The following is a 23,896-nucleotide window of genomic DNA, read 5'->3' on the forward strand; positions in this document are numbered from 1 at the left end:
AGCCGCAGTCATGCCCCCTGTGCAGGCCTTCCACGCCTGCACAGGGGGCTGACGTACCCGCTGCCTATACTCGGCGCGGCCATCTTCTGTAGTGATCCCGTCCGATGCCGCACGGCCTGCCGCGCAAGATACGTATCGCCTTCATCCTGCAGGCCGTGCTGGCCAGCCTTGGCATCCTGCTCGGTGCCTGGCTGGTCTCGCTGGTGATCAAGCACAGTCTGGTCAGTGCGGCGTTGCGCGAGGAGGCCGCCTATTACTGGACGCTGCACGACGCATCCCCGTCGCAGCCACCTCCCAATACCCAGAACATCCGTGGCTATCTGGTGGAAACCGGGCGTTCCAGCCTGAACCTGCCAGCGAACCTGCGTGACCTGCCGGCCGGCTTCCATGAGCTGCGCCGGGATGATCAGCTGGTCTGGGTGGATGTGCAGCCGCAGGGGCGGCTGTATCTGGTGTTCCTGCGCTCCCGCGCGGAGTTGTTGGCATTCTGGTTCGGCATCGTGCCGGTTCTGTTGACCCTGCTCGCCGTGTACGGCGCCAGCTGGGTGACCTACCGGGCCTCCAAGCGTCTGGTGTCGCCGGTGAACTGGTTGGCCCGTCGCGTATCGCGTTGGGATCCGGGCAAGCCCCAGGCCAGCGATCTGGATCCGCAGAAACTGCCCGCCGATATGCAGGGCGAGACCCGCCAGCTGGCGGCTGCACTGCATTCGTTGGCCAGCAGGGTGACCGAAAACGTGGCGCGCGAGCGTAACTTCACCCGCGATGCCAGCCACGAACTGCGGACGCCGCTGACCGTCATCCGGGTCGCCAGCGACATGGCGCTCGCCGATGAAACCGCCTCGCCGCGCCAACTGCGCAGCCTGCAGCGGATCCAGCGCGCTGGACGCGAAATGGAGGCGGTGATCGATGCCTTCCTCATCCTGGCGCGCGAAGCCGACGTCGATCCGCAGTTGGAGATGTTCGACGTCAGCGAGGTGGTGCGCCATGAAGTAGATACGGCCACCGAGCTGATGGTTGATCGGCCGGTGCATGTGGAGTTGCATACGCCCGGCGTGGTCGAGCTGCATGGTCCACCGCGCGTGCTGCAGGTGGTCATCAGCAACCTGGTGCGCAACGCCTGCAACTACACCGACGAAGGCCGCGTGGACGTGTTTGTCGAACAGGACCGCGTGCGGGTACGCGACACGGGCATCGGCATGTCACCCGAAGCGCTGGCGAAGGCCTTCGAGCCTTTCTATCGCGCCGAGCCTGATCGCCCGCAAGGTACCGGCCTGGGCCTGTCGATCGTGCGCCGCCTGTGCGACCGCTTCGGCTGGAAAGTGATACTGACCAGCGAGCCCGGCAAGGGCACCGAAGGCACCATTATTTTCCGCTGAGTCGGCCGCGGGCGTTGGGTGTGCCGCGGCCTGCTGGATTCCGCCGAGCACGGCTCGGCGCTACCAGACTCCGTGGGCCTCTCGAACTGTCAGCGCACGATCACGGTAGCGCCGAGCCACGCTCGGCGAGCGCGCAGCGCGGCGGTTTTGGTGTGCTGCGGCCTGCTGGATTCCGCCGAGCACGGCTCGGCGCTACCGGATCAACCGGACACGCCATCGCACTGTACCTTCGGTGCGATCGCCTTCGTCCAGATCGCGTAGCCAGCCGGCGTCATGTGCAACATGTCCTCACGGAACAGCGCCGGATCCGGCTTTCCATCAGCGCCCAGCATGGGCGTGTAGATGTCCGTGTAGCCCGTGTTGGGCAGTGCAGACAGTGCCTCGCGGATCAGTGTGTTGGCCTGGTTGATGCCCGGCAGCAGGTGCGCGCGTGACGGACTGGGCTTGATCGACAGGTACTCCACCGTGGTCTTCGGCAGGACCTCGTGCACACGCTGCACAAAGGCCACCACGTCATCGCGCACCTGCACGGGGGGGCGGCCACTGTTCAGATCATTGTCGCCGGCATACAGGAACACTTTGCACGGCGCATACGGAATGACAATGCGATCGGCGTACCAGGTGCTGTCCCGCACTTCGGACCCGCCGAAGCCGCGATTGAACACCGGTTTACCGGGAAAGTCCGCGGCCAGCGATTCCCACATGCGGATCGACGAGCTGCCGATGAACTCGATGCCGCCGCGCGGTGGCGGCGACGTGGCGTCGTTCTTGCTGAACTCGGTCATGTCGGTGGCCCAGGCCACGTTGGACACCTGCTCGGGCACCTGCGGCGGTGCAGGGGGAGACAAGGCATGGGCCAGGCCGGTGGTGGACAGGCCGAGGGCCAGGGCAAGCAGCAGTGGGCGGCGACGGGTTTTCATCAGGGGCTCCAACGGGTTGCAGCCTTGCATGATAACGGGACCGCCGTCGCGCACGCTCCGCCGCGCCCGTGCCCCACGCGGCCTTATGGCAAAATAGTGCCCTGCTGCCTACCTTGGTTTTCCATGATCGTCCGCTTCCTGCCCCTGCGGTTGCCGCGTTGCGACCTGATTGCCTGTGCATCTGCACGGGGTGCGTTGCATGGCTGACCAGTTCGGACACATGCCGCGCGGGCCGCGGCGCATGCTGCAGGCGGCACGCTGGTCGTGGCAGGGGCTACGCGCCGCCTGGCTGCACGAGTCCTCGTTCCGGCTGGAGGCTTGCCTGCTGTTGGTGCTGGCCCCCCTGGCCCTGTGGCTGGGCGACAGCCCGGTGGAACGCGTGCTGATGATTGGCTCGCTGCTGCTGGTGCTGGCCATGGAGCTGCTGAACTCCGCCATTGAAGCGGTGATCGAACGCTATGGTCCCGAAATCCACGAACTGGCCGGTCGTGCCAAGGACATGGGCTCGGCGGCGGTGTTCGTGCTGCTGGTGAATGTACTGCTGTGCTGGGGGATGATCCTGGTCCCCCGGCTGTTCTGACCCTTTCCTGCCTTCTCGAAGACTCCCCCCATGTATCTTGAACTGCTCTCCGATCCGAACGTCTGGTTGACCCTGCTCACCTTGAGTGCGCTGGAAATCGTGCTGGGTATCGACAACCTGGTGTTCATCTCGATTGCCGTCAGCAAGCTGCCGGAAGAGCGCCGTCCCTTCGCGCGCAAGCTCGGCATCGCGGTGGCCTGCATCACCCGCATCCTGCTCCTGGTGTCCCTGGCGTATCTGGCGCACATGGAAGCCAACCTGTTCACGGTGGCCGGCATGGGCATCTCCATCCGCGATCTCGTGCTGATCCTGGGTGGCCTGTTCCTGATCATCAAGGGCGGCATGGAGATCCGCGAGCTGATCACCGGCGGGGAAGACGAAGATCCCACCACGACCAAGGCCTCGGCCGTGTTCGGCATGGTGATCCTGCAGATCGCGATCATCGATATCGTGTTCTCGCTGGATTCGGTCATCACCGCCGTCGGCATTGCCGACCATGTACCGGTGATGGTGGCGGCGATCCTGCTGTCGGTGGCCGTCATGTTGCTGGCCGCCAACCCGCTGGGTCGTTTCATCGATGCCAACCCGACGGTGAAGATGCTGGCGTTGGCCTTCATCCTGCTGATCGGTGCGGTGTTGATCCTGGATGGCATGGATGTGCACGTACCCAAGCCCTACATCTACGCGGCGATGGGGTTCTCGGTGCTGGTGGAGTGGCTGAACCTGCTGATGCGCCGCCGTGCGGTGGAACACAACGTGCCGGGTGCCGGCAACTGGTAAAGGGATTGCCGGGGCTGGGTCCCGGCACCTGCTTTTGAAGCAGGGTCAACGCAACAGGTGCGGGTCGGCGGGGCGGGGGACGGCAAAGGCCGACCCTGACTGAGGGGCTCCCTCCACCCGGCGGATCATCGCCATCTGTAGCGCCGACCCATGGTCGGCGGAATGTTGCCGCCAACGGCCCGCTGCGCTCGCCGACCATGGGTCGGCGCTACCGCTTTTCCTTTTTCTTTATTACGCGGCTGGCGGCCACGGAACCTGTCAGGGGCCGGGCGGTGGGGCTGGGCGGGGGCGTTGAGCGCCATGGATGGCGCGAAACGAGGCACGCAGGACGCAGTCTTTGCCGTCCCCCGCGCCGTCCCACCGCCCGGCCCAGCCGCAGCCTGCTGTCAGCGCCAGCCGCGAGGGGGTCTCCCCCGTTCGACCATCGCAGCACGGCATTAACTTCCGTCGTGGCATGCTCCCGCTTCCCGCAACCTCCGTGGAGCCCGGCCATGCGCCTGTTGACCCGCCTCATCCCGCTGCTCCTGCTGACCGCCCTGTTGTCCGGCTGTGGCTACAACGCCATCCAGCAGAAGGATGAGTCGGTGAAGGCCAGCTGGTCCGAAGTGCTCAACCAGTACAAGCGTCGCGCCGACCTGGTGCCCAATCTGGTCAACACGGTCCAAGGCTTCGCCGACCAGGAACGCACGGTGCTCACCGAGGTCACCAATGCCCGCGCGCGGGTGGGCCAGGTCAACGTGAACGCAGATGACGAGGCCTCGTTGCGCCAGTTCCAGCAGGCGCAGGGCGAGCTCGGCAGCGCGTTGTCCCGACTGCTGGTGGTGACGGAAAACTATCCCGTGCTGAAGTCCGATGCGAACTTCCGCGACCTGCAGGCGCAGCTGGAAGGCACCGAGAACCGGATCACCGTCGCGCGCGGCCGCTACATCCAGCAGGTACAGGATTACAACACCTATATCCGTTCGTTCCCGCAGGTGATCACGGCGAAGATCTTCGGCTACAAGACCAAGCCCAACTTCACCGTGGAGAATGAAGCGCAGATTTCCAACGCGCCGGAAGTGAAGTTCGGTAATCGCCAGCCGGCCGCACAGCCTGCTCCGCAGCCGGGCAGCTGATCGATGCGCCTGACCACGCTGCTGCTGGTGCTGCTGTGTTGGCTGCCGCTGGGCAGCGTGCACGCTCAGGCGCTGGCGCCGATTCCCGCGCTGGACTCGCCGGTGGTCGATACCACCGGCACACTCGACGCGGCCCGCACCCAGCAACTGGTGCAGCAGGCCACGGCGCTGCAGCAGCGCAAGGGCAGCCAGTTGCAGGTGCTGATCGTGCCGACCACGCAGCCGGAAGACATCGCCCAGTACACCACCCGGGTCTTCGACCAGTGGCAGGTGGGTCGCAAGGGCGTGGACGATGGGGTGCTGCTGGTCGTGGCAAAGGATGACAAGCGCGTGCGTATCGAGCCAGGTTACGGGCTCGAGGGCGCGATTCCCGATGCCGTCGCCAACCGGGTGATCCAGGAATATCTGGTGCCTGCGTTCCGCACGGGGGATTACGCAGGTGGCATCACCGAGGCTTCCGGAGTGCTGGCGCGGCTCATTGAAGGAGAACCGCTTCCGGCACCCGTCAGTGGCCATCGTGCGCAGCAGAGTGGGAACGGGGGCGATGGCTGGATCGTCGCGGTGGTGATTGGTTTCTTCGTCGGCTCGTTCCTGCGCGCCGTGCTGGGTCGGCTGCCGCGTCCCGTGCGCGGGCTGATTGCCGGAGGCGGCGCGGCGTTGGCCGCGTTCCTGTTCACCTCATTGCTGCTGGCCAGTGGCATCGCCGGTCTGGTCGGCCTGCTGATGGCCGTCACTTCCGGCCACCCCGGGCGCTTCGCTGGCGGGGGCGGTTGGGGCGGCGGCAGTTGGGGCGGCGGCGGTGGATTTGGTGGCGGCGGTGGGTTCGGCGGTGGTGGTGGCTGGGGTGGCGGTGGTGGCCGCTCTGGCGGCGGCGGCGCTTCGGGAGGATGGTGATGATCGCGCGTGTCTTGCGCCATGTGGCGTCTCCCTCGGTGCGACGCACCTTTCCTGCCGCGACGTTGCAGGCGATCACTGACGCGATCGCAGCAGGCGAGCGGCGCCATGGCGGTCAGGTGATGTTCGCCGTGGAGGCGGATCTGCCCCTCGCCGCGCTGTGGCGCCAGGTGACGCCACGGCAGGCGGCCGAGTGTGCGTTCTCGCACCTGCGCACCTGGGATACCGCCGCCAACAACGGCGTGCTGATCTATCTGCTGCTCGCCGACCACGCCATCGAGATCGTCGCCGACCGTGGCCTGCAGGGGCGCGTGGCCGAGACGCAGTGGCAAGCGATCTGCGCTCACCTGCGTGCGGGGCTGCAGGGCGGTGATCCGGAAGCCGCACTGGTGCTGGCGATCAACGAGGTATCGGACCTGCTGGCCGGGCACTTTCCGCCGTCCACGCGGTCACACGAAGATGCGCTGCCCGACACGCCGCAGATTCTTGGCTGAGCACAGGCGCTAAAATACCCCGATCTCTGCAAGGCGCTGCCCATGATCTATTTCCACGACATCGACCCCATCGCCATCTCGCTGGGGCCGATCCAGGTGCACTGGTACGGCATCATGTACCTGCTTGGCTTCGCGTCGGCCTGGTGGCTGGGCAAACGCCGCATCGCCGCCGGCCGCCTGCCGGGGGTCAACACCGATGGGTTCTCCGACCTGCTGTTCTACGGGATGCTCGGCGTAGTGGTGGGCGGGCGCGTGGGCTACATGCTGTTCTATGCGCTGAGTGACTTCCTGGCCAATCCCCTGCTGCTGCTCAAGGTATGGGATGGCGGCATGAGCTTCCACGGGGGCCTGCTGGGCGTGCTGGGCGCCAGCTGGTGGTGGTCGCGCCGGCACCGCCTGCACTTCTTCGACACCATGGATTTCGTCGCGCCGCTTGTCCCGCTGGGTCTCGGATTCGGTCGCATCGGCAACTTCATCGGCGATGAGCTGTGGGGCAAGTTCACCGATGGCAGCTGGGGCGTGGTCTTCCCGACCGGCCTGCCCGCACCGCTGGCACAGCTGGACACGGCCGCGCTGAAGGCAGAGTTCGCCGCCGGTGCGTTGAACCAGTACGCACGCCATCCCTCGCAGCTGTACGAAGCCTTCCTGGAAGGACTGGTGATGTTCGTCGTGCTGTGGATGGTGTCGGCCAAGCCGCGCCACCGCTATCTGATTTCCGGACTGTTCGCGCTGATGTACGGCCTGTTCCGCTTCGCCGTGGAGTTCGTCCGCATGCCTGACAACGGCGTCTACGTGGCCTTTGACTGGCTTACCCGCGGGCAGATCCTCAGCCTGCCCCTGGTAGCGCTGGGCCTGGTGCTGCTGTGGTTGTCGCGGCGTGCGCCGGTGCTGCAGCCGGTGCTGCCTGCTGTCTCTGCCGGGGCCAAGGCATGAAAGCCTACCTGGAGCTGTTGTCGCATGTGCTGGAGCACGGCACGGAAAAGAGTGACCGCACCGGTACCGGTACGCGCAGCGTGTTCGGCTGGCAGATGCGCTTTGATCTGAACCAGGGGTTCCCGCTGGTCACCACCAAGAAACTGCACCTGCGTTCGATCATCCATGAGCTGCTGTGGTTCCTGCAGGGCGACACCAATATCGGCTACCTGAAAGACAACCAGGTACGGATCTGGGACGAGTGGGCCGACGAGAACGGCGACCTCGGGCCGATCTACGGCAAGCAGTGGCGCAGTTGGGCGACGGCCGATGGCAGCAGCATCGACCAGATGCAGTGGCTGGTGGACGAGATCAAGCGCAACCCGGATTCACGGCGGTTGGTGGTGAGCGCATGGAATGTGGGCGAGCTCTCGCAGATGGCGCTGATGCCGTGCCACAACCTGTTCCAGTTCTACGTGGTGGACGGGAAGCTCAGCTGCCAGCTGTACCAGCGCAGCGGTGACATCTTCCTTGGCGTGCCCTTCAATATCGCCAGCTATGCGCTGCTGACCCACATGGTGGCGCAGGCCACCGGCCTGGGGGTGGGCGACTTCGTGCACACGCTGGGCGATGCGCATCTGTACTCCAATCACTACGATCAGGCCCGCGAGCAGCTTGCCCGCGCGCCCCGTCCGCTGCCCACGTTGTGGCTCAATCCCGAGGTGACCGACCTGTTCGGCTTCCGCTTCGATGACATCCGCATCGACGGGTACAATCCGCACCCGGCGATCAAGGCGCCGGTCGCGGTATGACGACGGTACGGCTTTCGCTGATTGCTGCACTGGACCGCAATCGCGGTATCGGGCAGGGCAATGCGCTGCCGTGGCACCTGCCGGACGACCTGAAGCACTTCAAGGCGCTGACCGTGGGCAAGCCGGTGCTGATGGGGCGCAAGACCGCCGAATCGCTCGGCCGTGCACTGCCCGGCCGGACCAATCTGGTGCTCACGCGTCGTGGCGAGGTCCCGTTCGAGGGCATGCGCGCGGTCGCATCGTTGGATGAGGCGTTGGCCGTGGCCGGTGACGAAGCGGCTGCCGAACTGTGTGTGATCGGCGGCGGTGAGATTTACCGGCTGCTGATCGGTCAGGCCGACACGCTGTACCTGACCTGGGTAGAAGCCGGGGTGCCTGCGGATACGCATTTTCCGGAGGTTGATCCGGCGGTGTGGCAGGAAGCAGGAAGTGAATTGCACGCAGCGGATGCGCGCCACCCGTATGCGTTTCGTTTCGTGCGCTACACGCGACGGTAGCGCCGAGCCGTGCTCGGCGGATTCTGTCGGAGCTCCCGCGGGCATCGGGCATGTGTCAGCCCGTGAACGTCTTCAGCCCGCGTGCGATCCGTTCCACTGCTTCCTGCAGCCGGGGAATTTCCTGGGTATAGGCCAGGCGTACGTGCTGCGTGGCGCGATGCGAGCCGAAATCCAAGCCGGGAGTGAACGCCAGGTGCTCGGTCTCCAGGAAGTGCGCGCAGAACGCCTGCGCGTCGTCGGTGAACGCGCTGACGTCGGCGTAGAGATAAAACGCCCCCTGTGGCTCAACGTCGATGCGGAAACCCAGCGAGCGCAAGGCCGGCAGCAGGAAGTCGCGGCGCTCCCGGAATGCCTCGCGGCGTTGTTCGAAGATCGCCGTCGCTTCATCGGTGAAGCAGGCGAGGGCAGCGTGCTGGGCGATGCTGGATGCGCTGATGTAGAGATTCTGGGCCAGCTTCTCCAGTTCCGGCACGGCGGCCGGCGGGGCGACCAGCCAGCCCAGTCGCCACCCGGTCATGCCGTAGTACTTGGAAAAACTGTTCAGCACGAAGGCCGAGTCATCAACCTGCAACACGCTGGGCGCATCGAGTCCGTACGTCAGGCCGTGGTAGATCTCGTCAACCACCAGGTGGCCACCGCGTGTGTGCAGCGAGTGCGACAACGCCGCCAGTTCTTCGGCTGACAGCACGGTGCCCGTCGGATTCGCGGGCGAGGCGACCAGGGCGCCGACGCTGTCGGTCGTCCAGTGCTGCGCCACCAGGTCCGGTGTGAGCTGGTACGCCGTGCCCGATCCGACCGGCACCAGATGCGCGGCCCCTTCCACCAGGCGCAGGAAATGGCGGTTGCAGGGATAGCCCGGATCGGCCAGCAGCCAGTGCCGGCCCGGATCCACCAGCAGGCTGCTGGCCAGCAGCAGCGCGCCGGATCCACCCGGTGTTATCAGGATCCGTTCCGGATCGATGTCCAGCGCGTACCGGCTGCGGTAATGCCCTGCGATGGCGTGGCGCAGTGCCGGCAGGCCGCGTGCTGCGGTGTAGCGGGTGTGGCCGGCGGCCAGCGCGGCCTGGCCTGCCTGCACCACCGGCGCGGCCGTGGTGAAGTCCGGCTCGCCGATTTCCAGGTGGATCACATCGTGGCCCGCCTGTTCCAGCGCCTGTGCACGGGCCAGCAGGGACATCACGTGGAAGGGCGCGATTTCATGACTGCGCCGGCTGTAAGCCGGACCCGCAGCGGGGGAAGAGGGCAGGGTGCTCATGCCCCGCATGGTACGCCGGTGACCAACGGCAGGCTTGTCCTGCGCGCCGATCTGCGGTCATATCGCTGCAACGGGGGGAGACGGATCTGGCCCCCTTGCATCTTCCGTACGGAGCCACACCTCTTGAAGACTACTCTCTGCCTGTTGCTTGCGAGCCTGATGACCACGACCGCCACCGCTGCCACCCCGCCTGTCCCGCCGGATGCCGAAAAGCGACCGCACGTGGTCAAGGCCCCGTTCGGTGCGACCCGCAACGACGACTATTACTGGATGCGCGACGACAAGCGCGAAGACAAGGCGATGCTGGCCTATCTGCAGGCTGAGAATACCTACACCGATCAGGTCGTGGCACCGCTCAAGCCGCTGCAGGACACGCTGTACAAGGAAATCGTCGCCCGCATCAAACAGGATGATTCCAGCGTACCGGCACGCGAGCGCGGCTATTGGTACTACAGCCGCTTCGAGACCGGCCAGGACTATCCGATCCATGCGCGGCGCAAGGGCGACATGCAGGCCGCCGAGGAAGTCCTGCTGGACGTGAACCAGATGGCGGCCGGCAAGGGCTATTTCAGCGTCGGCACGATGGAAGTCAGTCAGGACAACCAGCTGCTGGCCTGGGCCGACGATGACGTGGGCCGTCGGCAGTACGTCATCCGCTTCAAGGATCTGCGCACCGGCAAGGTGCTCGACGACGTCATCACCGGTTCGTCGGGCAACGTGGTGTGGGCCGATGACAACCGCACGGTGCTGTACGTGGAGAACGATCCGGAAACGCTGCTCACCGTGCGGGTGAGAAAGCACGTGCTGGGTACGCCGGCCAGCGCCGACGTGGTGTTGTACGAAGAGAAGGACGACAGCTTCTACATGGGCATCGGTCGCACCCGCGACGACCGCTTCATCACCATCGGGCTGCACAGCACGGTGACCTCCGAAGAGCGCTACGCGCCGGCCAGCGATCCGACCACGTTCACCGTGCTCGCGCCGCGCCATCGCGAGGTGGAATACGACGCGGACCACTTCGACGGCCGCTGGGTGATCCGCACCAATGACGGGGCGAAAAACTTCAAGCTGGTCACCGCGCCCACCGACGCGACCTCGCGCGCGCAGTGGAAGGACTGGATCGCGCATGATCCGGCGGTCTACATCGAAGGCTTCGAGCTGTTCGATGGCTTCAGCGCCATCGCCGAGCGTTCCGAGGGCCTGGAGCGCATCCGCCTGCTGTTCAAGGATGGCCGCACGGATTACGTAAAGGCCGATGAGCCGGCGTACTCCATGGGGTTGGATGACAACACCGAGGCCGACACGCCGTGGCTGCGCTATGCGTATACCTCGATGACCACGCCGACCACGGTGTTCGAGATCAACACGCAGACCGGCGAGCGTCGCCAGCTCAAGCAGCAGCCGGTGATCGGCTACGACGCGTCGAAGTATGAGACCGAGCGCGTGTGGATCACTGCCCGCGACGGGGTGAAGGTGCCGGTGTCGCTGGTGTACCGCAAGGGCTTCAAGAAAGACGGCACGGCGGCGTTGTTCCAGTACGCCTACGGCAGCTATGGCATGTCGATGGACCCGTACTTCAACCAGACCGCTGTCAGCTTGCTCGACCGTGGCGTGGTGTATGCCATCGCGCACATCCGTGGCGGCCAGGAAATGGGCCGTGACTGGTATGAGGACGGCAAGCTGCTTAAGAAGCAGAACACCTTCAACGACTTCATCGATGTCACCCGTGGGCTGGTGCAGCAGGGCTGGGCCGCCAAGGATCGCGTCGCGGCGTCCGGCGGCAGTGCCGGTGGCCTGCTGATGGGCGCGGTGGCCAACCAGGCGCCGCAGGACTATCGGGTGATGGTGGCGCAGGTGCCGTTCGTCGATGTGGTGACGACCATGCTCGACCCGACCATTCCGCTCACCACCAACGAGTACGACGAGTGGGGCAACCCGGAGAAGAAGCCGTTCTACGACTACATGCTGAAGTACTCGCCGTACGACAACGTGGTGAAGCAGGCGTACCCGGCATTGTTCGTGGGCACGGGACTGTGGGATTCGCAGGTGCAGTACTGGGAGCCGGCCAAGTGGGTGGCCAAGCTGCGCGACGACAACACCGGTTCTTACCCGATCGTGTTCCGCACCAACATGGAAGCCGGCCACGGCGGCAAGTCCGGTCGATTCCAGCGCTACAAGGAGCTGGCTGAATCGTATGCGTTCGTGCTGGACCAGCTGGATGTGTCCAGTCCCTGACCGGGCCGCCGGTCGTGACGGCCGCTGGCCGTCAGCAGGTCAGTGACGGCCGCCGGCCGTCACTACCGGTATCCTTGTCGGCATGAACCCGCCTGATCGTCCTGCCGTCGTCGCAGACCCGGTACCTGTACGCCGGGTGCGCTTCAAGTGGGCGTGGTGGCTGCTGGCCTACGCCAGCCTGGGCACCGGCATCGTCGGCATCTTCGTGCCGGGCCTGCCGACCACCGTGTTCATCCTGATCTCGGCGTGGGCCGCCTCGCGCGGTTCGGACCGGCTGCACCGCTGGCTTCTGCAGCACCCCCGTTTCGGTCCGGCCATCGGTAACTGGCAGGCACACGGGGCGGTCAGCCGGTACGGCAAATGGATGGCGACGATCACCATGGCTGTGTGTGCCGGGATCATGCTCTGGTGCGTGCCGATCGCCTGGGTCAAGTGGTTTTCCATCGGCAGCATGACCGTGGTGTGCCTCTGGCTGTGGAGCCGCCCGCTGCCCCCTGCCGGACCATGAATCCGCCACGCGCCGCATGAGCCGGATGGGCGACGCCGGGCATGGCTCGGCGCTACACTCGGCGCATGAAGAATTCCCGCCGACACCTCATCGTGATTCCGCTGGCAGCGTGCGCGCTGCTGTTCCTCAGCGCCTGCGGCAACAAGGGCCCATTGGTGCTGCCGCAGAAGCCGGTACCGGTGGAAGAAGTGGTCGAGCCGGTCGATGCCCCGGCCACCGACGACGCCACGCCGCCGGCCACCCAGCCCACCGATGCGGGCAACCCCAGCACCGTGCCCGACCCGATCGCATCGCCCATCGATGACACCACCGGCGGCAGCAATGACTGAGGCAGCAGGCAACCGCCTGCGTTTCAGCAAGATGCACGGCGCAGGCAACGACTTCGTGATGCTGGACCTGCGCAATGGCGCGTCGCCGCCGTCACCGCAGCTGGCCGCGCAGATGGCTGACCGGCACACCGGCGTGGGCTGCGACCAGATCATCACGATCGAGGCGCCGCGCGCGGCGGGCTCGGTGGCGTCGTACCGTATCTGGAACGCCGATGGATCCACCTCGCAGCAATGTGGCAACGGCGCACGCTGCGTGGCGGCGTGGCTGGTCCGCAACGGTGACACCGGCGAGGACGCGTTCACCATCGACAGTCCCCTGGCGACGCACCCGGTGCGCAGGCTGGCCGATGGCGATTATTCAGTGGAGATGGGCGTGCCGGTGTTCGAGCCGGCGCAGATTCCGCTGATCGGTTTTGCACATCCGCGCGGCGAGTACCTGCTGCCCCTGCAGGGAGAGACCGTCCGCTTCGGTGCGGTGTCGATGGGCAACCCGCACGCGGTCATCGAAGTCGGCCTGGTCGATGCGGCCCCGGTGGAGCGGCTGGGCCACTCGCTGCAACACCATGCGTCGTTCCCGGAATCGGTCAACGTCAGCTTCGCCCAGGTGCTTGAGCCGGACCACGCGCGCTTGCGCGTGTACGAGCGCGGTGTGGGCGAGACCCTGGCGTGTGGCAGTGGCGCCTGCGCGGCGGCGGTTTCACTGATGCAACGCGGACGGCTCACGTCCAGTGCCCGCATCAGCCTGCCCGGCGGCGACCTGCGCATCCAGTGGGCCGGCGAGGGCCAGCCGGTCTTCATGTCCGGTCCGGCCGCATTCGTTTTCGAAGGGGAGTGGCGTGCATGACCGGAACCACCGAAAAGATCGCTGCGCATGAGGTCGCCTCCTGGCTGCGGCGCCATCCGGGTTTCCTCAAGCAGTTCCCGGACCTGGCGCTGACCCTGGTGGTGCCGCGTGACGACGGTCCCACTGCTTCACTGGCCAGCTACCAGCTGGACGTGCTGCGCGACAAGAACCGCGAACTGTCGCGCCGCCTGGCCGATCTCGGCCACACCGCACAGGTCAACGAACGGCTTGCCGTGCGTACCCAGCAGTTGACGCTCGCGCTGATGAAACAATCCACGGTGGCCGATACGCTGCGGGCGATGGCGGCATCGCTGGAAGAGGATTTCGACGGCGATCTGGTGCGTCTGGTGATGCATACGCCCGTGGCAGGACTGGAGCAGGCGCCGTGGCTGCAGATCATTCCCGCCGACAGTCCGCTGCTCGGCCCGTTCCGCGACTGCCTGAAGGACGGCGAGCCGCTATGTGGGCGCCTGCAGCCGGAAAAGAACGCGGTGCTGTACGGCGCACGCGCTGAAGAAATACAGACCACCGCCTTGCTGCCCTTGCCGGGCGTTGGACTCATCGCCGTGGGCAGCCATGATGGCAATCGCTTCTATCCGGGCATGGGCACCTTGTTCCTGCGCATGATGGGCGAGGCGTTGGTCGTGGCACTGCAGCGGTTCAAACCGGCCTGACCGCCGCAATGGACGCCGTCCAGCCGTTCCTGCAGTACATGACGGTGGAGCGCCGCATGTCGGCCCACACGCTGGACGCCTATCGGCGTGACCTGGCCGCGCTGCAGCAGTGGGCGCACGCACGTGATGTGTCCGTGGATGCACTGGATGGCGAGCAGATGCGCGGCTTCATCGCCGATGAACATCGACGTGGATTGTCCGCCACCAGCCTGCAGCGCCGTCTGTCAGCCTGCCGTGGCTATTATGCGTGGCAGATGAAGCATGGCCGCCTGACGGTGGATCCGACCATCGGGTTGAAGGCACCGCGCGCGCCGCGCCGCCTGCCGCAGGTACTCGATGCCGACGAGGCGGTGCAACTGGTGGAGCTGCCGACCGACGGCGAGCTCGGCCGTCGTGATCGCGCGCTGCTCGAACTGTTCTATTCCTCCGGGTTGCGGTTGAGCGAACTGTGCGGACTCACCTGGCGCGATCTTGATTTCGCCAGTGGGCTGGTCACCGTGCTGGGCAAGGGCAACCGCCAACGCCGGGTGCCCTTTGGTCGCCCCGCGCGCGACGCACTGCAGGCGTGGCGGATGGAAACGCCCGATGCCCCTGCCGCGCCGGTGTTTCCCGGACGCAACGGGCCGATCAGCCAGCGTGCCGTACAGGTGCGGATCAAGCAGCTGGCGCAGCGCCAAGGGCTGTTCAAGCATGTGCACCCGCACATGCTGCGCCACAGTTTCGCCAGCCATATCCTGGAATCGTCCGGTGACCTGCGCGGCGTGCAGGAACTGCTCGGCCACGCTGACATTGCCACCACGCAGATCTATACGCACCTGGATTTCCAGCATCTTGCCAAGGTGTACGACGCAGCGCATCCGCGGGCGAAACGCCAGAAGAAAGAGCCGCCCGCCGAGGCCTGAGCGGCGTCGTATCCGGATACCTCGCCAGGCCACGCCAGCGGCCTGCGTCGCCGTGAACGAACTGGAACCGACCCACGCCGACGCGGCGCGCTGCGATTGCGCCGCTGTCGCGCCTTTCTTTCGATGCAGCTGCCACCGTGTATGCATTCACGGACGGCCGTACAAAGAGAGCCCGCAGATGAGCAGAACGTACATCGCGATCATGCCGATCCTGCTGGTCGGGCTCAGCCAGCAGGCGCATGCCCAGAACGGCACGCTGACCTTCCAGGGCCAGATCGAGGCGGTGACCTGCGTGGTCGAGCCGCGGGGCGGGCTGGTCGACGGGGCCGACATGGTGGTTGCGCTGCCGTCCATCGCGCAGACGCACCTGGATGCGGCCGGCCAGCGCGGCACGCCCATTCCATTCCACTTGATCGTTGGTTCCGGTGCGCAGCCATGCGAGCAGGCCAGCGTGCGTGCGCTGTTCAGCAACGCCGGGGATACCAATGCGGCGGGGCGGCTGAGCAATCGGGGCAGTGCGCGCAATGTGGATATCGTCATCACCAATCCGCAGGCGCAGGACATCGACCTGGGCAGCAACGAAAACTCGCAGGTGGTGCCGATCGACGATAAAGGGATCGGCGTGATGTCCTGGTTCGCCACCTATTACGCGACCGCGCGGGCGGAGCCTGGCAGTGTCACAGCGCAGGTGCAGTACACACTGACCTACCCCTGATGGGGCGAGACCACGGCTGAGGGATGAACGGCGACCCACTATCGGCGCTTGATGGCGGCCCCAGCTGTCCCCATGTTGCTCGGACAGCATTCCGGAGGCCGCATGGACCCCAGCCAGAACCCCACCGTTTTCCACGCCACTACCATCGTCTGCGTCCGTCGCGGCGAGCATGTGGCCATCGCTGGCGATGGCCAGGTCACCCTCGGCCATACCGTGATGAAGGGCAATGCACGCAAAGTGCGCCGGCTCGGCCGCGATGGCCAGGTACTGGCTGGCTTCGCCGGCGCCGCCGCCGATGCCTTCACTTTGTTCGAGCTGTTCGAGGCCAAGCTGGAAAAGCATGGCCAGCTGACCCGCGCTGCCGTGGAGCTGGCCAAGGATTGGCGGACCGAACGGCGCTTGGGCAAGCTCGAAGCGCTGCTTGCCGTCGCCGACCGGGAGACGTCGTTGATCATCAGCGGCACCGGCGATGTGATCGAGCCGGAAGACGGCATCATCGCGATCGGCTCCGGCGGCTCGTATGCCTTGTCCGCCGCACGCGCCCTGATGGCGCACACCGAACTGGATGCACGCACCATCGCCAGCGAATCCATCGGCATCGCCGGGGACATCTGCATCTACACCAACCGCAACGTGGTGGTGGAAGAGCTCTGACGCCTGGCGTCAACGGCGTTCCCCATCCGCCGGGCCGAATCCGGCGCCACTGATCCCCCCTTCGTGAGCACTCCCATGTCGCAGAAGTTCGAGAACATTTCGGCCACCATGACGCCGCGCGAGATCGTGCAGGAACTGGACCGTCACATCGTTGGCCAGCATGACGCCAAGCGCGCGGTGGCCATCGCCCTGCGCAACCGCTGGCGCCGCATGCAGCTGCCGGCGGAGCTGCGCGACGAAGTCATGCCCAAGAACATCCTGATGATCGGGCCGACCGGCGTGGGCAAGACCGAGATCGCGCGTCGCCTGGCCACCCTGGCCAACGCACCGTTCGTCAAAGTGGAGGCGACGCGCTTCACCGAGGTCGGCTACGTCGGCAAGGACGTCGAGCAGATCATCCGCGACCTCGCCGATACAGCGGTGAAGCTGTATCGGGAACAGGCCAAGACGCGCGTGCGCAACCAGGCCGAAGAGCGTGCCGAAGACCGCATCCTGGATGCCTTGCTGCCCAAGCGCAGCGGCGGCATCGGCTTTGATCCGGAGGCCGCGCGCAACGAGCCATCCGCGCAGGACAATGAAACCCGCATCAAGTTCCGCCGCATGCTGCGCAACGGTGAACTGGATGATCGCGAGATCGAGCTGGATATCGCTGCCAACGTCAGCATGGACATCATGACCCCACCGGGCATGGAGGAAATGGGACAGCAGCTGAAGTCGATGTTCGCCAACCTGGGTGGCAGCAAATCGAACAAGCGTACGGTCACCATCAAGGCGGCGCGCCCGCTGCTGCAGGAAGAGGAAGCCGGCAAGCTGGTGAACGAAGAAGATGTCCGCAGCGCCGCCATCGAAGCCTGCGAGCAGAACGGCATCGTCTTCATCGATGAGATCGACAAGGTTGCCAAGCGGGGCGACGCCGGCTCGTCCGGTGGCGATGTATCGCGTGAGGGCGTACAGCGCGATCTGCTGCCGCTGGTGGAGGGCTCCAATGTGTCGACCAAATACGGCACGGTGAAGACCGACCACATCCTGTTCGTCGCTTCCGGTGCGTTCCACCTGGCCAAGCCCAGCGACCTGATCCCCGAGCTGCAGGGTCGTTTCCCGATCCGCGTGGAACTGAGTGCGCTGAGCAAGCAGGATTTCATCCGCATCCTCACCGAGCCCAAGGCGGCGTTGACCAAGCAGTACGAAGCACTGCTGTTGACCGAAGGGGTGACCATCACGTTCACCGAAGACGCCGTTGACCGCTTGGCCGAGATTGCTTTTCAGGTCAATGAGCGGCAGGAAAACATCGGTGCGCGTCGCCTGCATACGGTGCTGGAGCGGCTGCTGGATACGCTCAGCTACGAGGCGCCGGACCGCGGTGGCGAAGCGATTGAAATCGACAGTGCCTACGTGGACAAGTACCTGGGCGAGCTGGTCAAGGATCCAGACCTGAGCCGCTACATCCTTTAACGCCGCATAGGGGTGAACCACGGTGATTGGGCGGCGTCCTATGTGCGTGGGCGCCGCACAGACCTAGGCTGGGGGTATCCTCTCACCTGCCGTGCCAAGCTTGTTGCCGGTACGGTGCCACTGGACCCCATGACCATGAATCTACGCTTGGCCGCGCTGGTTTCCGCGCTGTTGCTGCCTCTTGCAGCCCACGCACAGGATGGCACCATCACCTTCAGCGGACGGCTGGTCAACACCACGTGCGTGGTGACCGCACAAGGCAACGGCGGCAACAGCGGCACCGACACCACGGTGGTCCTGCCGACGGTACCGGATACCGCGCTCGCGACCGCAGGCACGCGCACGGGGCTGCGGATCTGGTACATCCAGGTGGGGAATGCCGCCGAACACTGTCTGGAACCCAACATCCGCGCCGAGTTCCAGAACGGTGGCAATGTCACGCCGGCAGGACGCCTGGCCAATACTGGCGGGGCGGGCAATGTGGAGATCGTGGTGTCCAACCGTGAGCCGATGAGCGGTAATCCGGACATCAACCTGGCCACCAATGTGAACTCACCGCTCAAGCAGATCGATCCGGCCACCGGCTGGGCGCGACTCAGCTTCGGTGCCGAGTACTACGCCACGGGTCGGGCGACCGGTGGCAGCGTTACCACGTCCGTGCAGTACATCATGACCTACCCCTGAGTCACGCCAGTCATGCACCGCACGAAGCAGAACGCGCCCCATGGGCGCGTTTTTCATTTGCCTGACCGGTGGAGCCGACCGGTAAAGCCGACCGGTAGAGCCGACTTCAGTCGGCTGGCCAACCGCCAACCGTATCGTCATCGCCCTCCCGCCCCGATATAGCCCCATAACCCAGGCACAGCAGCTCGCGTCATCGCGGGGGAGTGCCGACGTCAGCCGACCGAATGCGCACTGCAACGCGGGTCAGGAATGTGACCGGATCCAGCAGAGCGCGCATCGCTTCGCAAGCTCAGCCTCGTCCGATGGGGGCGCCAAAAGGGGAGGGGGAAGGTAGTGCGGTCGCCGGTGGTGTACCTGACCGGCGGCAACCCTGCACTCACTGGAGGAATGCATTGGCTATCCATCAACCCGCGTGGTCCGTTCTGCTGATGGCCGCTATCGCCGCACCTGCCTGCGCGCAGAGTGGTGATATCACCTTCAACGGCGAAGTGACCGCCACCACCTGCGATGTATCGTTCAACGGAAAGGTCGGTGAAAACCCGGTCATCGTCCTGCCCACGGTCGCCGACAGCAGCCTGCGGATGGGCAACAGTGCCGGGCGTACACCGGTCCACGTGCATATCGGCGGTACGGCCCCTGGCTGTGCCAGCGGAGGCGTGGCGATGCGGTTCGATCCGCGACGCCAGGCCAGTCTGCGCGACGGACGGCTGGTCAACATGGCAGCGACCGACGCCGCGGCGAACGTGTTGATCAGTCTGCGGGATGACCGTGACCAGCTGATCGATCTGGGCTCAGGCTGGATATCGCCGGTGGTCGGTCTGATCCCGGGCGGCACGGACATCCTGTTCCACGCCGAGTACTACGCCGATGGAGGCGATGCCCAGCCCGGCGTGGTGCAGGCGCCCTTGCAGTACACGTTGAACTATCAGTAGCACCTCCCCCGCCGCCCTGTGGCGGTTTAAGCCCGGTCCGATACGTTGGCCGAGCCCGGCTGGATACAGTTGATGTCGAGGGAAGCCAGTCGTCCTTCGCCGCAACGCTCCTCTTGCCGAGCCGGTCCGCGTTGGCCTGGCGCGAAACTTTCATCCTCAATCCGGAATACCCATGAACAAGCTCGTCCTTTCGATTTCTTCTGTTCTTGCCCTCGGCGCTGCGACCTCGGCCCAGGCGCAGACCGGCCTCATCACCTTCAACGGTGAAGTGACTGCCGTCACCTGCGAAGTCACCTTCCCGAGTGCCACCGGCACCCCGGGCAACCCGACCATCACCCTGCCCAAGGTCGCTACGACCAGCCTGGCCACTGCAGGCCAGACCGCAGGCAAGACCCCCATCACTCTGCAGGTCGGCACCATCGGGACCCCGTGCACGGTCGCCTCGGTCGCACTGGAGCTGAACAACAACCGCAGTGCGCAGGTGAACGCGGCGGGTCGCTTGGAGAACACCCTCACCGTCGACGATGCGAAATTCGTTTCCATCGGCCTGCGTGATGGCGACGACAAGGCGATCAACCTGCGTACGCCCTGGAGCTCGGCCCGTTTCACCCCGGTCGGCGGCGTCGTGTCGATCCCGTTCGCCGCCGAGTACAACGCCGAAGGCATTGCGGGGGCCGGGAAGGTGAGCTCGAACGTGCAGTACACGATCGATTACAACTGATAGAACCCGACGGTTCGTCCAGCCCGGAGCGTGCTGCTCCGGGCTGTCTACAGGATTCAGAACTATCGAGGGAAAGAACGTGCAGACGAACACGATGATCCGAACCGCTTTCGCGTGCCTTCTCAGTGCGTGTGCGCTGCTGGCGACGGCGCCAGCCCAGTCGCAGGTCATCGTCCATGGCACGCGTCAGATATTCCCGGGTGACCAGCGCGAGATCACCGTCCGCGTTGAAAACGTGGGCCAGCGCGCGTCATTGATCCAGGCATGGACCGATGACGGCGACAAGCAAGTGAGTCCTGAAGAGGCCAGCACCCCGTTCGTGCTGCGGCCGCCCGTGTTCCGTCTCGACCCCGGCAAGAGCCAGGCCATGCGGGTGATGTTCACCGGCGCAGACCTGCCGCAGGATCGCGAGAGCATCTACTGGCTGAACGTGCTGGATATTCCGCCGACGCCAGAAGCCGATGCGAGCTCCACCGGCAATTTTCTGGAGTTCAGCCTGCGCACGCGGATCAAGCTGATCTACCGGCCCAAGGGCCTGAAAGATGTCGCGCAGGCAGCACGCGCCCTGACATGGTCGCTGCAGCACGACGCGCAGGGATGGTTCCTGCAGGCCACCAATCCCACACCGTACTACGTCCATATGTCCACTCTCGCGCTGCGCGTGCAGGGCAAGGACTTTCCTTCCGCAGAACCGCCGATGATCGCGCCGCTGTCAAGCCAGCGCTATCCCATCAGCGGGCTGACAGCGGCACCCACAGGCGGCAACGTTCAGTTCAGCAGCATCAATGACGCCGGCGGCGTGACGGCTCAATCGGTCAGCCTCCCCGTGCGCTGACCTGTCCGGCTGCGGTGCAGCCCGTCGGGTCTGCGCTTTCTCTCTCTCTCTCTCTGTTTCAACGTGCTGTGCGGCTGCCTACCAGATGGCGGGCGCCGGCTGCCTGCTGGAGGCTCTCGTCATGACCTGTGCTCGACGCCCGTCGCGATTCCCGCGCGCTTGTCGGCTGGCGTCGGCCATCGTCGCCGGTACGCTGCCGATGTCGGCGCTGGCCGCACCCAATGTGGAGTTCAATCCGCAGTTTCTGCAGGGCGGTGCGGGATCGAGCCTCGATCTGTCCCGCTTCGAGCGCGGTGACGATCTGCCAGGTACCTACAGTGCCGACATCAAGATCAACGGCGCGCTCGTGGCACGGCGCGATGTCGAACTGCGGGCCCTCGACAACGGCAGCGTGCAGTTGTGTCTGACACCGGACATCGTGTCCACGTTCGGCGTGGATCCGGCGCGGCTTCCGCGGCCCGGCGAGAAGGCCGATGACGGTGCGACCGATGGGCCGATCATCAAGGCACTGCCGGAAGGGCCGTTCTGTGAGGACATCGGGGAATTCATCCCGCAGGCGAGTGCACGTTTCGATGCGGGCGAGCAGGTGCTGGATGTCAGCATCCCGCAGGCGTACCTCGCCACAGATCCGCGCGGCTGGGTCAGCCGCGAGCTCTGGGATGAGGGCATCAATGCGGCCCGCATCGGCTACAACGTCAGCCACCAGCGGCTGCAGGGCAATGGATTCAGCACCCGCAGCACCAGTGCAACGGTAAACGTGGGGGGCAACCTCGGCGCGTGGCGTTTCCGCCATGACGGGTACATGTCCCAGCGCGCCGGTGAGCCGGTGCGCTACAGCGCCTCACGCAGCTACGCACAACGCGATATCGGTGCCTGGGGCATGCAGCTGACGCTCGGCGAAGCGGCGACCCGCGGTGATCTGTTCGACAGCGTCAACTTCCGCGGCGTCGACATCAGCACCGACCCCCGCATGCTGCCCGATTCACAGCGCGACTATGCCCCGGTCATCCGCGGCGTGGCCCAGACCAATGCGCGCGTCGTGGTGCGCCAGCACGGCCAGGTGGTTTACCAGGCCAGCGTTGCCCCGGGCCCGTTCGAAATCAGCGACCTCTATGGCACCTCATACGGTGGCGACCTGGAAGTGGAAGTGACCGAAGGCGATGGACGCGTGCAGCGCTTCGTCGTGCCGTTCGCTGCGGTGCCGCAGCTGCTGCGCGCCGGCCAGCAGCGGGTCAGTGCGACCTTGGGTACGCTCAACGATGCCTGGCTGGCGCAGCAACCGCGCTTCGCCGAAGCGACATGGCGTCGCGGCTTGAGCACCCGATTCACCGGTTATGCCGGCGGCACCGCCGCGCAGGGTTACCAGGCGGTGCTGGTCGGCAGTGCGGTCAACACGCGGGTGGGGGCGTTCTCTGGCGATATCACCTTTGCACGCACGAAGCTGCCGGCGGCTGTGGCGGGGTTCGGTGGCAGCATGCAGGGTCAGTCGATGCGGCTGACCTACAGCAAGGACATCAACCGTACCGGAACCACCGTGTCCGTTGCGGCCTACCGCTATTCCACCGATGGCTATCTTCCGCTGGGCGACGCCGTGCGCCTGCGGCAGGATCTGTCGCGCGGGTTGGACGGACAGGGTGTGGCGCGTCAGCGCAGTCGCCTTGACCTCACCATCAACCAGCGCCTGGCCGAGCGGTGGGGCACGCTGTACGCCAGTGGCAGCAGCACCGAATACTGGAACCTGCAGCAGCGGCGCACCAGTTTCGGCGTCGGCTACAGCAACAGCATCGGCGTCGCCGCCTATTCATTCTCGGCGCAGCGCAGCCTGGAAAGCGATCTGTTCGGAGGGACGGCACGCCAGACCAACAGTGTGAACGCTACGCTGACCCTGCCACTCGGCCGCGCGCCGACTGCTCCTCGCTTCAACGGCGCCCTCACCCACGACAGCACCGGCCGCCAGGATCTGCGCGTGGGTGCCACCGGGGTGTTCGGTGAGCACAGCGAAGGCTCATACAGCGGCTCGGCCACGCGCTCGGCAGGTGAGCGCAGTGCCTACGATGCCAATGTCGGCTATCAGGCCTCCCTGGCCTCGCTCAGCGCGGGCGTGGGCCATTCTGCGAGCGGCAACAATCTTTCGCTCGGTGCAAGTGGCGGCATTGTCCTGCATCGCGGTGGCGTGGCATTCTCCCAGCAACTGGGCGACACCATCGGTCTGGTGCATGTGCCCGGTGCGAAGGGTGCCTTCATCGACAGCAGCACTGGTTTGAAAACCGATGCCCGCGGCTATGCGGTCGTTCCGTTTCTGACCCCGTATCGACGCAACGAGATCAGCGTCGATCCCAAGGGCCTGCCGATGGACATTGAGCTGAAATCGTCGTCGGCGACGACGGTGCCGACGGCGGGGGCGGTGGTGAAAATGGTGATCGAAACCAGCAGCGGCCGCAGCGCGTTGATCGATGCGCGGCGCGAGGATGGCAGTCCACTGCCCTTCGGCCTGGACGTACGCAACGAAGCGGGCGACATTGTTGGCGTGGTCGGCCAGGCCAGTCGGCTGTGGGTACGCGGTCTGGCCGAGCGTGGTCAGTTGCGGGTGTGGCTGGACGGAGCAGGCAGGCAGCAGTGTGTGATTGATTACGACCTGGCCAACGCAGATGCGAATCAGATGTTGAAGAGCACCTGTCGTTCCACCATCGAGTCGGCTGAAGCCAGCGACGACGGAGCAGCGCAGAAATGAGCAGGCACACGAAAAAGTTGATCCCTGTCCGTCGGTGGCTGGCAG

General features: G+C 65.5%; 25 protein-coding genes. 23 read left to right on the plus strand and 2 right to left on the minus strand.

The window, feature by feature from the left end:
- The first annotated feature begins 104 nt into the window (after window positions 1–104).
- On the plus strand, window positions 105–1,376 hold the full coding sequence (locus ICJ04_RS03150) for a HAMP domain-containing sensor histidine kinase (RefSeq protein ID WP_188326107.1): 1,272 nt from the start codon (window positions 105–107) through the stop codon (window positions 1,374–1,376).
- A 200-nt stretch (window positions 1,377–1,576) separates the two neighbouring features.
- Here ICJ04_RS03150 and ICJ04_RS03155 read toward each other — a convergent pair whose 3' ends face one another.
- Window positions 1,577–2,296 (minus strand): SGNH/GDSL hydrolase family protein, encoded by a 720-nt coding sequence (locus ICJ04_RS03155; RefSeq protein ID WP_188326108.1) that lies wholly within the window; start codon window positions 2,294–2,296, stop codon window positions 1,577–1,579.
- A gap of 199 nt (window positions 2,297–2,495) precedes the next feature.
- Here ICJ04_RS03155 and ICJ04_RS03160 point away from each other — a divergent pair, with 199 nt between their 5' ends.
- The 8 genes from ICJ04_RS03160 (at window position 2,496) to ICJ04_RS03195 (ending at window position 8,380) form a co-directional block, all read left to right on the plus strand.
- On the plus strand, window positions 2,496–2,876 hold the full coding sequence (locus tag ICJ04_RS03160; protein ID WP_188326109.1) for a diacylglycerol kinase: 381 nt from the start codon (window positions 2,496–2,498) through the stop codon (window positions 2,874–2,876).
- 30 nt (window positions 2,877–2,906) lie between these two features.
- The gene (locus tag ICJ04_RS03165) at window positions 2,907–3,656 is read left to right on the plus strand and encodes a TerC family protein (RefSeq protein ID WP_188326110.1); all 750 of its coding nucleotides are present in this window, start codon (window positions 2,907–2,909) and stop codon (window positions 3,654–3,656) included.
- 491 nt (window positions 3,657–4,147) lie between these two features.
- A complete protein-coding gene (locus ICJ04_RS03170; protein WP_188326111.1) occupies window positions 4,148–4,771 on the plus strand; it encodes a LemA family protein in 624 nt (207 codons plus the stop codon).
- Between the two features lie 3 nt (window positions 4,772–4,774).
- A complete protein-coding gene (locus ICJ04_RS03175; protein ID WP_188326112.1) occupies window positions 4,775–5,665 on the plus strand; it encodes a TPM domain-containing protein in 891 nt (296 codons plus the stop codon).
- Window positions 5,665–6,159, plus strand: a complete 495-nt coding sequence (locus tag ICJ04_RS03180; RefSeq protein WP_188326113.1) for a TPM domain-containing protein — start codon at window positions 5,665–5,667, stop codon at window positions 6,157–6,159. The genes ICJ04_RS03175 and ICJ04_RS03180 overlap by 1 nt, the downstream gene beginning before the upstream one ends.
- A 42-nt stretch (window positions 6,160–6,201) precedes the next feature.
- Window positions 6,202–7,092 (plus strand): prolipoprotein diacylglyceryl transferase, encoded by an 891-nt coding sequence (gene lgt / locus ICJ04_RS03185; RefSeq protein ID WP_188326114.1) that lies wholly within the window; start codon window positions 6,202–6,204, stop codon window positions 7,090–7,092.
- Entirely contained in the window at window positions 7,089–7,883 is a 795-nt protein-coding gene (locus tag ICJ04_RS03190; RefSeq protein ID WP_188326115.1) for a thymidylate synthase, read from the plus strand. Before lgt ends, ICJ04_RS03190 begins: the two co-directional genes overlap by 4 nt.
- Window positions 7,880–8,380, plus strand: a complete 501-nt coding sequence (locus tag ICJ04_RS03195) for a dihydrofolate reductase (RefSeq protein ID WP_188326116.1) — start codon at window positions 7,880–7,882, stop codon at window positions 8,378–8,380. Before ICJ04_RS03190 ends, ICJ04_RS03195 begins: the two co-directional genes overlap by 4 nt.
- Before the next feature lie 55 nt (window positions 8,381–8,435).
- On the opposite strand, the gene ICJ04_RS03200 is transcribed toward ICJ04_RS03195, so the two are convergent.
- Window positions 8,436–9,644 carry a pyridoxal phosphate-dependent aminotransferase gene (locus tag ICJ04_RS03200; RefSeq protein WP_188326117.1) on the minus strand — a complete coding sequence of 403 codons (1,209 nt, stop codon included), beginning with the start codon at window positions 9,642–9,644 and terminating at the stop codon, window positions 8,436–8,438.
- Between the two features lie 114 nt (window positions 9,645–9,758).
- Between ICJ04_RS03200 and ICJ04_RS03205 the strand changes: the two genes are divergently transcribed.
- The 14 genes from ICJ04_RS03205 to ICJ04_RS03270 all read left to right on the plus strand — a co-directional run bounded on the left by ICJ04_RS03205 (window position 9,759) and on the right by ICJ04_RS03270 (window position 23,851).
- Window positions 9,759–11,870 (plus strand): S9 family peptidase, encoded by a 2,112-nt coding sequence (locus tag ICJ04_RS03205; RefSeq protein ID WP_188326118.1) that lies wholly within the window; start codon window positions 9,759–9,761, stop codon window positions 11,868–11,870.
- A gap of 82 nt (window positions 11,871–11,952) precedes the next feature.
- Window positions 11,953–12,378, plus strand: a complete 426-nt coding sequence (locus tag ICJ04_RS03210; RefSeq protein ID WP_188326119.1) for a YbaN family protein — start codon at window positions 11,953–11,955, stop codon at window positions 12,376–12,378.
- A gap of 65 nt (window positions 12,379–12,443) precedes the next feature.
- Entirely contained in the window at window positions 12,444–12,707 is a 264-nt protein-coding gene (locus ICJ04_RS03215) for a lipoprotein (protein ID WP_188326120.1), read from the plus strand.
- Window positions 12,700–13,551: a diaminopimelate epimerase gene (gene dapF, locus ICJ04_RS03220; protein WP_188326121.1), complete on the plus strand. Its 852-nt coding sequence runs from the start codon at window positions 12,700–12,702 to the stop codon at window positions 13,549–13,551. The genes ICJ04_RS03215 and dapF overlap by 8 nt, the downstream gene beginning before the upstream one ends.
- The gene (locus tag ICJ04_RS03225; RefSeq protein WP_188326122.1) at window positions 13,548–14,225 is read left to right on the plus strand and encodes a DUF484 family protein; all 678 of its coding nucleotides are present in this window, start codon (window positions 13,548–13,550) and stop codon (window positions 14,223–14,225) included. Before dapF ends, ICJ04_RS03225 begins: the two co-directional genes overlap by 4 nt.
- 8 nt (window positions 14,226–14,233) lie before the next feature.
- On the plus strand, window positions 14,234–15,127 hold the full coding sequence (xerC, locus tag ICJ04_RS03230; RefSeq protein WP_188326123.1) for a tyrosine recombinase XerC: 894 nt from the start codon (window positions 14,234–14,236) through the stop codon (window positions 15,125–15,127).
- A 178-nt stretch (window positions 15,128–15,305) separates the two neighbouring features.
- Entirely contained in the window at window positions 15,306–15,842 is a 537-nt protein-coding gene (locus ICJ04_RS03235; protein WP_188326124.1) for a fimbrial protein, read from the plus strand.
- A gap of 102 nt (window positions 15,843–15,944) precedes the next feature.
- Window positions 15,945–16,496, plus strand: a complete 552-nt coding sequence (hslV, locus tag ICJ04_RS03240; protein WP_188326125.1) for an ATP-dependent protease subunit HslV — start codon at window positions 15,945–15,947, stop codon at window positions 16,494–16,496.
- A gap of 108 nt (window positions 16,497–16,604) precedes the next feature.
- Window positions 16,605–17,948, plus strand: coding sequence for an ATP-dependent protease ATPase subunit HslU (gene hslU, locus ICJ04_RS03245; RefSeq protein WP_188327182.1), 1,344 nt, complete (start codon window positions 16,605–16,607; stop codon window positions 17,946–17,948).
- 135 nt (window positions 17,949–18,083) lie between these two features.
- Window positions 18,084–18,632, plus strand: a complete 549-nt coding sequence (locus tag ICJ04_RS03250; protein ID WP_188326126.1) for a fimbrial protein — start codon at window positions 18,084–18,086, stop codon at window positions 18,630–18,632.
- Window positions 18,633–19,024: 392 nt separating this feature from the next.
- A complete protein-coding gene (locus tag ICJ04_RS03255) occupies window positions 19,025–19,564 on the plus strand; it encodes a fimbrial protein (RefSeq protein WP_188326127.1) in 540 nt (179 codons plus the stop codon).
- 172 nt (window positions 19,565–19,736) lie between these two features.
- Window positions 19,737–20,285 (plus strand): fimbrial protein, encoded by a 549-nt coding sequence (locus ICJ04_RS03260; protein ID WP_188326128.1) that lies wholly within the window; start codon window positions 19,737–19,739, stop codon window positions 20,283–20,285.
- A 94-nt stretch (window positions 20,286–20,379) separates the two neighbouring features.
- A complete protein-coding gene (locus ICJ04_RS03265; protein WP_188326129.1) occupies window positions 20,380–21,120 on the plus strand; it encodes a fimbria/pilus periplasmic chaperone in 741 nt (246 codons plus the stop codon).
- Window positions 21,121–21,241: 121 nt separating this feature from the next.
- Window positions 21,242–23,851, plus strand: coding sequence for a fimbria/pilus outer membrane usher protein (locus tag ICJ04_RS03270; protein ID WP_188326130.1), 2,610 nt, complete (start codon window positions 21,242–21,244; stop codon window positions 23,849–23,851).
- Window positions 23,852–23,896 lie beyond the last annotated feature (45 nt).

The sequence above is a fragment of the Stenotrophomonas sp. 169 genome (assembly GCF_014621775.1).
Classification (GTDB): domain Bacteria; phylum Pseudomonadota; class Gammaproteobacteria; order Xanthomonadales; family Xanthomonadaceae; genus Stenotrophomonas.

Coding starts and splice junctions, on each gene's coding strand:
- ICJ04_RS03150 (WP_188326107.1), top strand. CDS start 105: ATGCCGCACGGCCTGCCGCGCAAGATACGTATCGCCTTCATCCTGCAG.
- ICJ04_RS03155 (WP_188326108.1), bottom strand. CDS start 2,296: ATGAAAACCCGTCGCCGCCCACTGCTGCTTGCCCTGGCCCTCGGCCTG.
- ICJ04_RS03160 (WP_188326109.1), top strand. CDS start 2,496: ATGGCTGACCAGTTCGGACACATGCCGCGCGGGCCGCGGCGCATGCTG.
- ICJ04_RS03165 (WP_188326110.1), top strand. CDS start 2,907: ATGTATCTTGAACTGCTCTCCGATCCGAACGTCTGGTTGACCCTGCTC.
- ICJ04_RS03170 (WP_188326111.1), top strand. CDS start 4,148: ATGCGCCTGTTGACCCGCCTCATCCCGCTGCTCCTGCTGACCGCCCTG.
- ICJ04_RS03175 (WP_188326112.1), top strand. CDS start 4,775: ATGCGCCTGACCACGCTGCTGCTGGTGCTGCTGTGTTGGCTGCCGCTG.
- ICJ04_RS03180 (WP_188326113.1), top strand. CDS start 5,665: ATGATCGCGCGTGTCTTGCGCCATGTGGCGTCTCCCTCGGTGCGACGC.
- lgt (WP_188326114.1), top strand. CDS start 6,202: ATGATCTATTTCCACGACATCGACCCCATCGCCATCTCGCTGGGGCCG.
- ICJ04_RS03190 (WP_188326115.1), top strand. CDS start 7,089: ATGAAAGCCTACCTGGAGCTGTTGTCGCATGTGCTGGAGCACGGCACG.
- ICJ04_RS03195 (WP_188326116.1), top strand. CDS start 7,880: ATGACGACGGTACGGCTTTCGCTGATTGCTGCACTGGACCGCAATCGC.
- ICJ04_RS03200 (WP_188326117.1), bottom strand. CDS start 9,644: ATGCGGGGCATGAGCACCCTGCCCTCTTCCCCCGCTGCGGGTCCGGCT.
- ICJ04_RS03210 (WP_188326119.1), top strand. CDS start 11,953: ATGAACCCGCCTGATCGTCCTGCCGTCGTCGCAGACCCGGTACCTGTA.
- ICJ04_RS03215 (WP_188326120.1), top strand. CDS start 12,444: ATGAAGAATTCCCGCCGACACCTCATCGTGATTCCGCTGGCAGCGTGC.
- dapF (WP_188326121.1), top strand. CDS start 12,700: ATGACTGAGGCAGCAGGCAACCGCCTGCGTTTCAGCAAGATGCACGGC.
- ICJ04_RS03225 (WP_188326122.1), top strand. CDS start 13,548: ATGACCGGAACCACCGAAAAGATCGCTGCGCATGAGGTCGCCTCCTGG.
- xerC (WP_188326123.1), top strand. CDS start 14,234: ATGGACGCCGTCCAGCCGTTCCTGCAGTACATGACGGTGGAGCGCCGC.
- ICJ04_RS03235 (WP_188326124.1), top strand. CDS start 15,306: ATGAGCAGAACGTACATCGCGATCATGCCGATCCTGCTGGTCGGGCTC.
- hslV (WP_188326125.1), top strand. CDS start 15,945: ATGGACCCCAGCCAGAACCCCACCGTTTTCCACGCCACTACCATCGTC.
- hslU (WP_188327182.1), top strand. CDS start 16,605: ATGACGCCGCGCGAGATCGTGCAGGAACTGGACCGTCACATCGTTGGC.
- ICJ04_RS03250 (WP_188326126.1), top strand. CDS start 18,084: ATGAATCTACGCTTGGCCGCGCTGGTTTCCGCGCTGTTGCTGCCTCTT.
- ICJ04_RS03260 (WP_188326128.1), top strand. CDS start 19,737: ATGAACAAGCTCGTCCTTTCGATTTCTTCTGTTCTTGCCCTCGGCGCT.
- ICJ04_RS03265 (WP_188326129.1), top strand. CDS start 20,380: ATGATCCGAACCGCTTTCGCGTGCCTTCTCAGTGCGTGTGCGCTGCTG.
- ICJ04_RS03270 (WP_188326130.1), top strand. CDS start 21,242: ATGACCTGTGCTCGACGCCCGTCGCGATTCCCGCGCGCTTGTCGGCTG.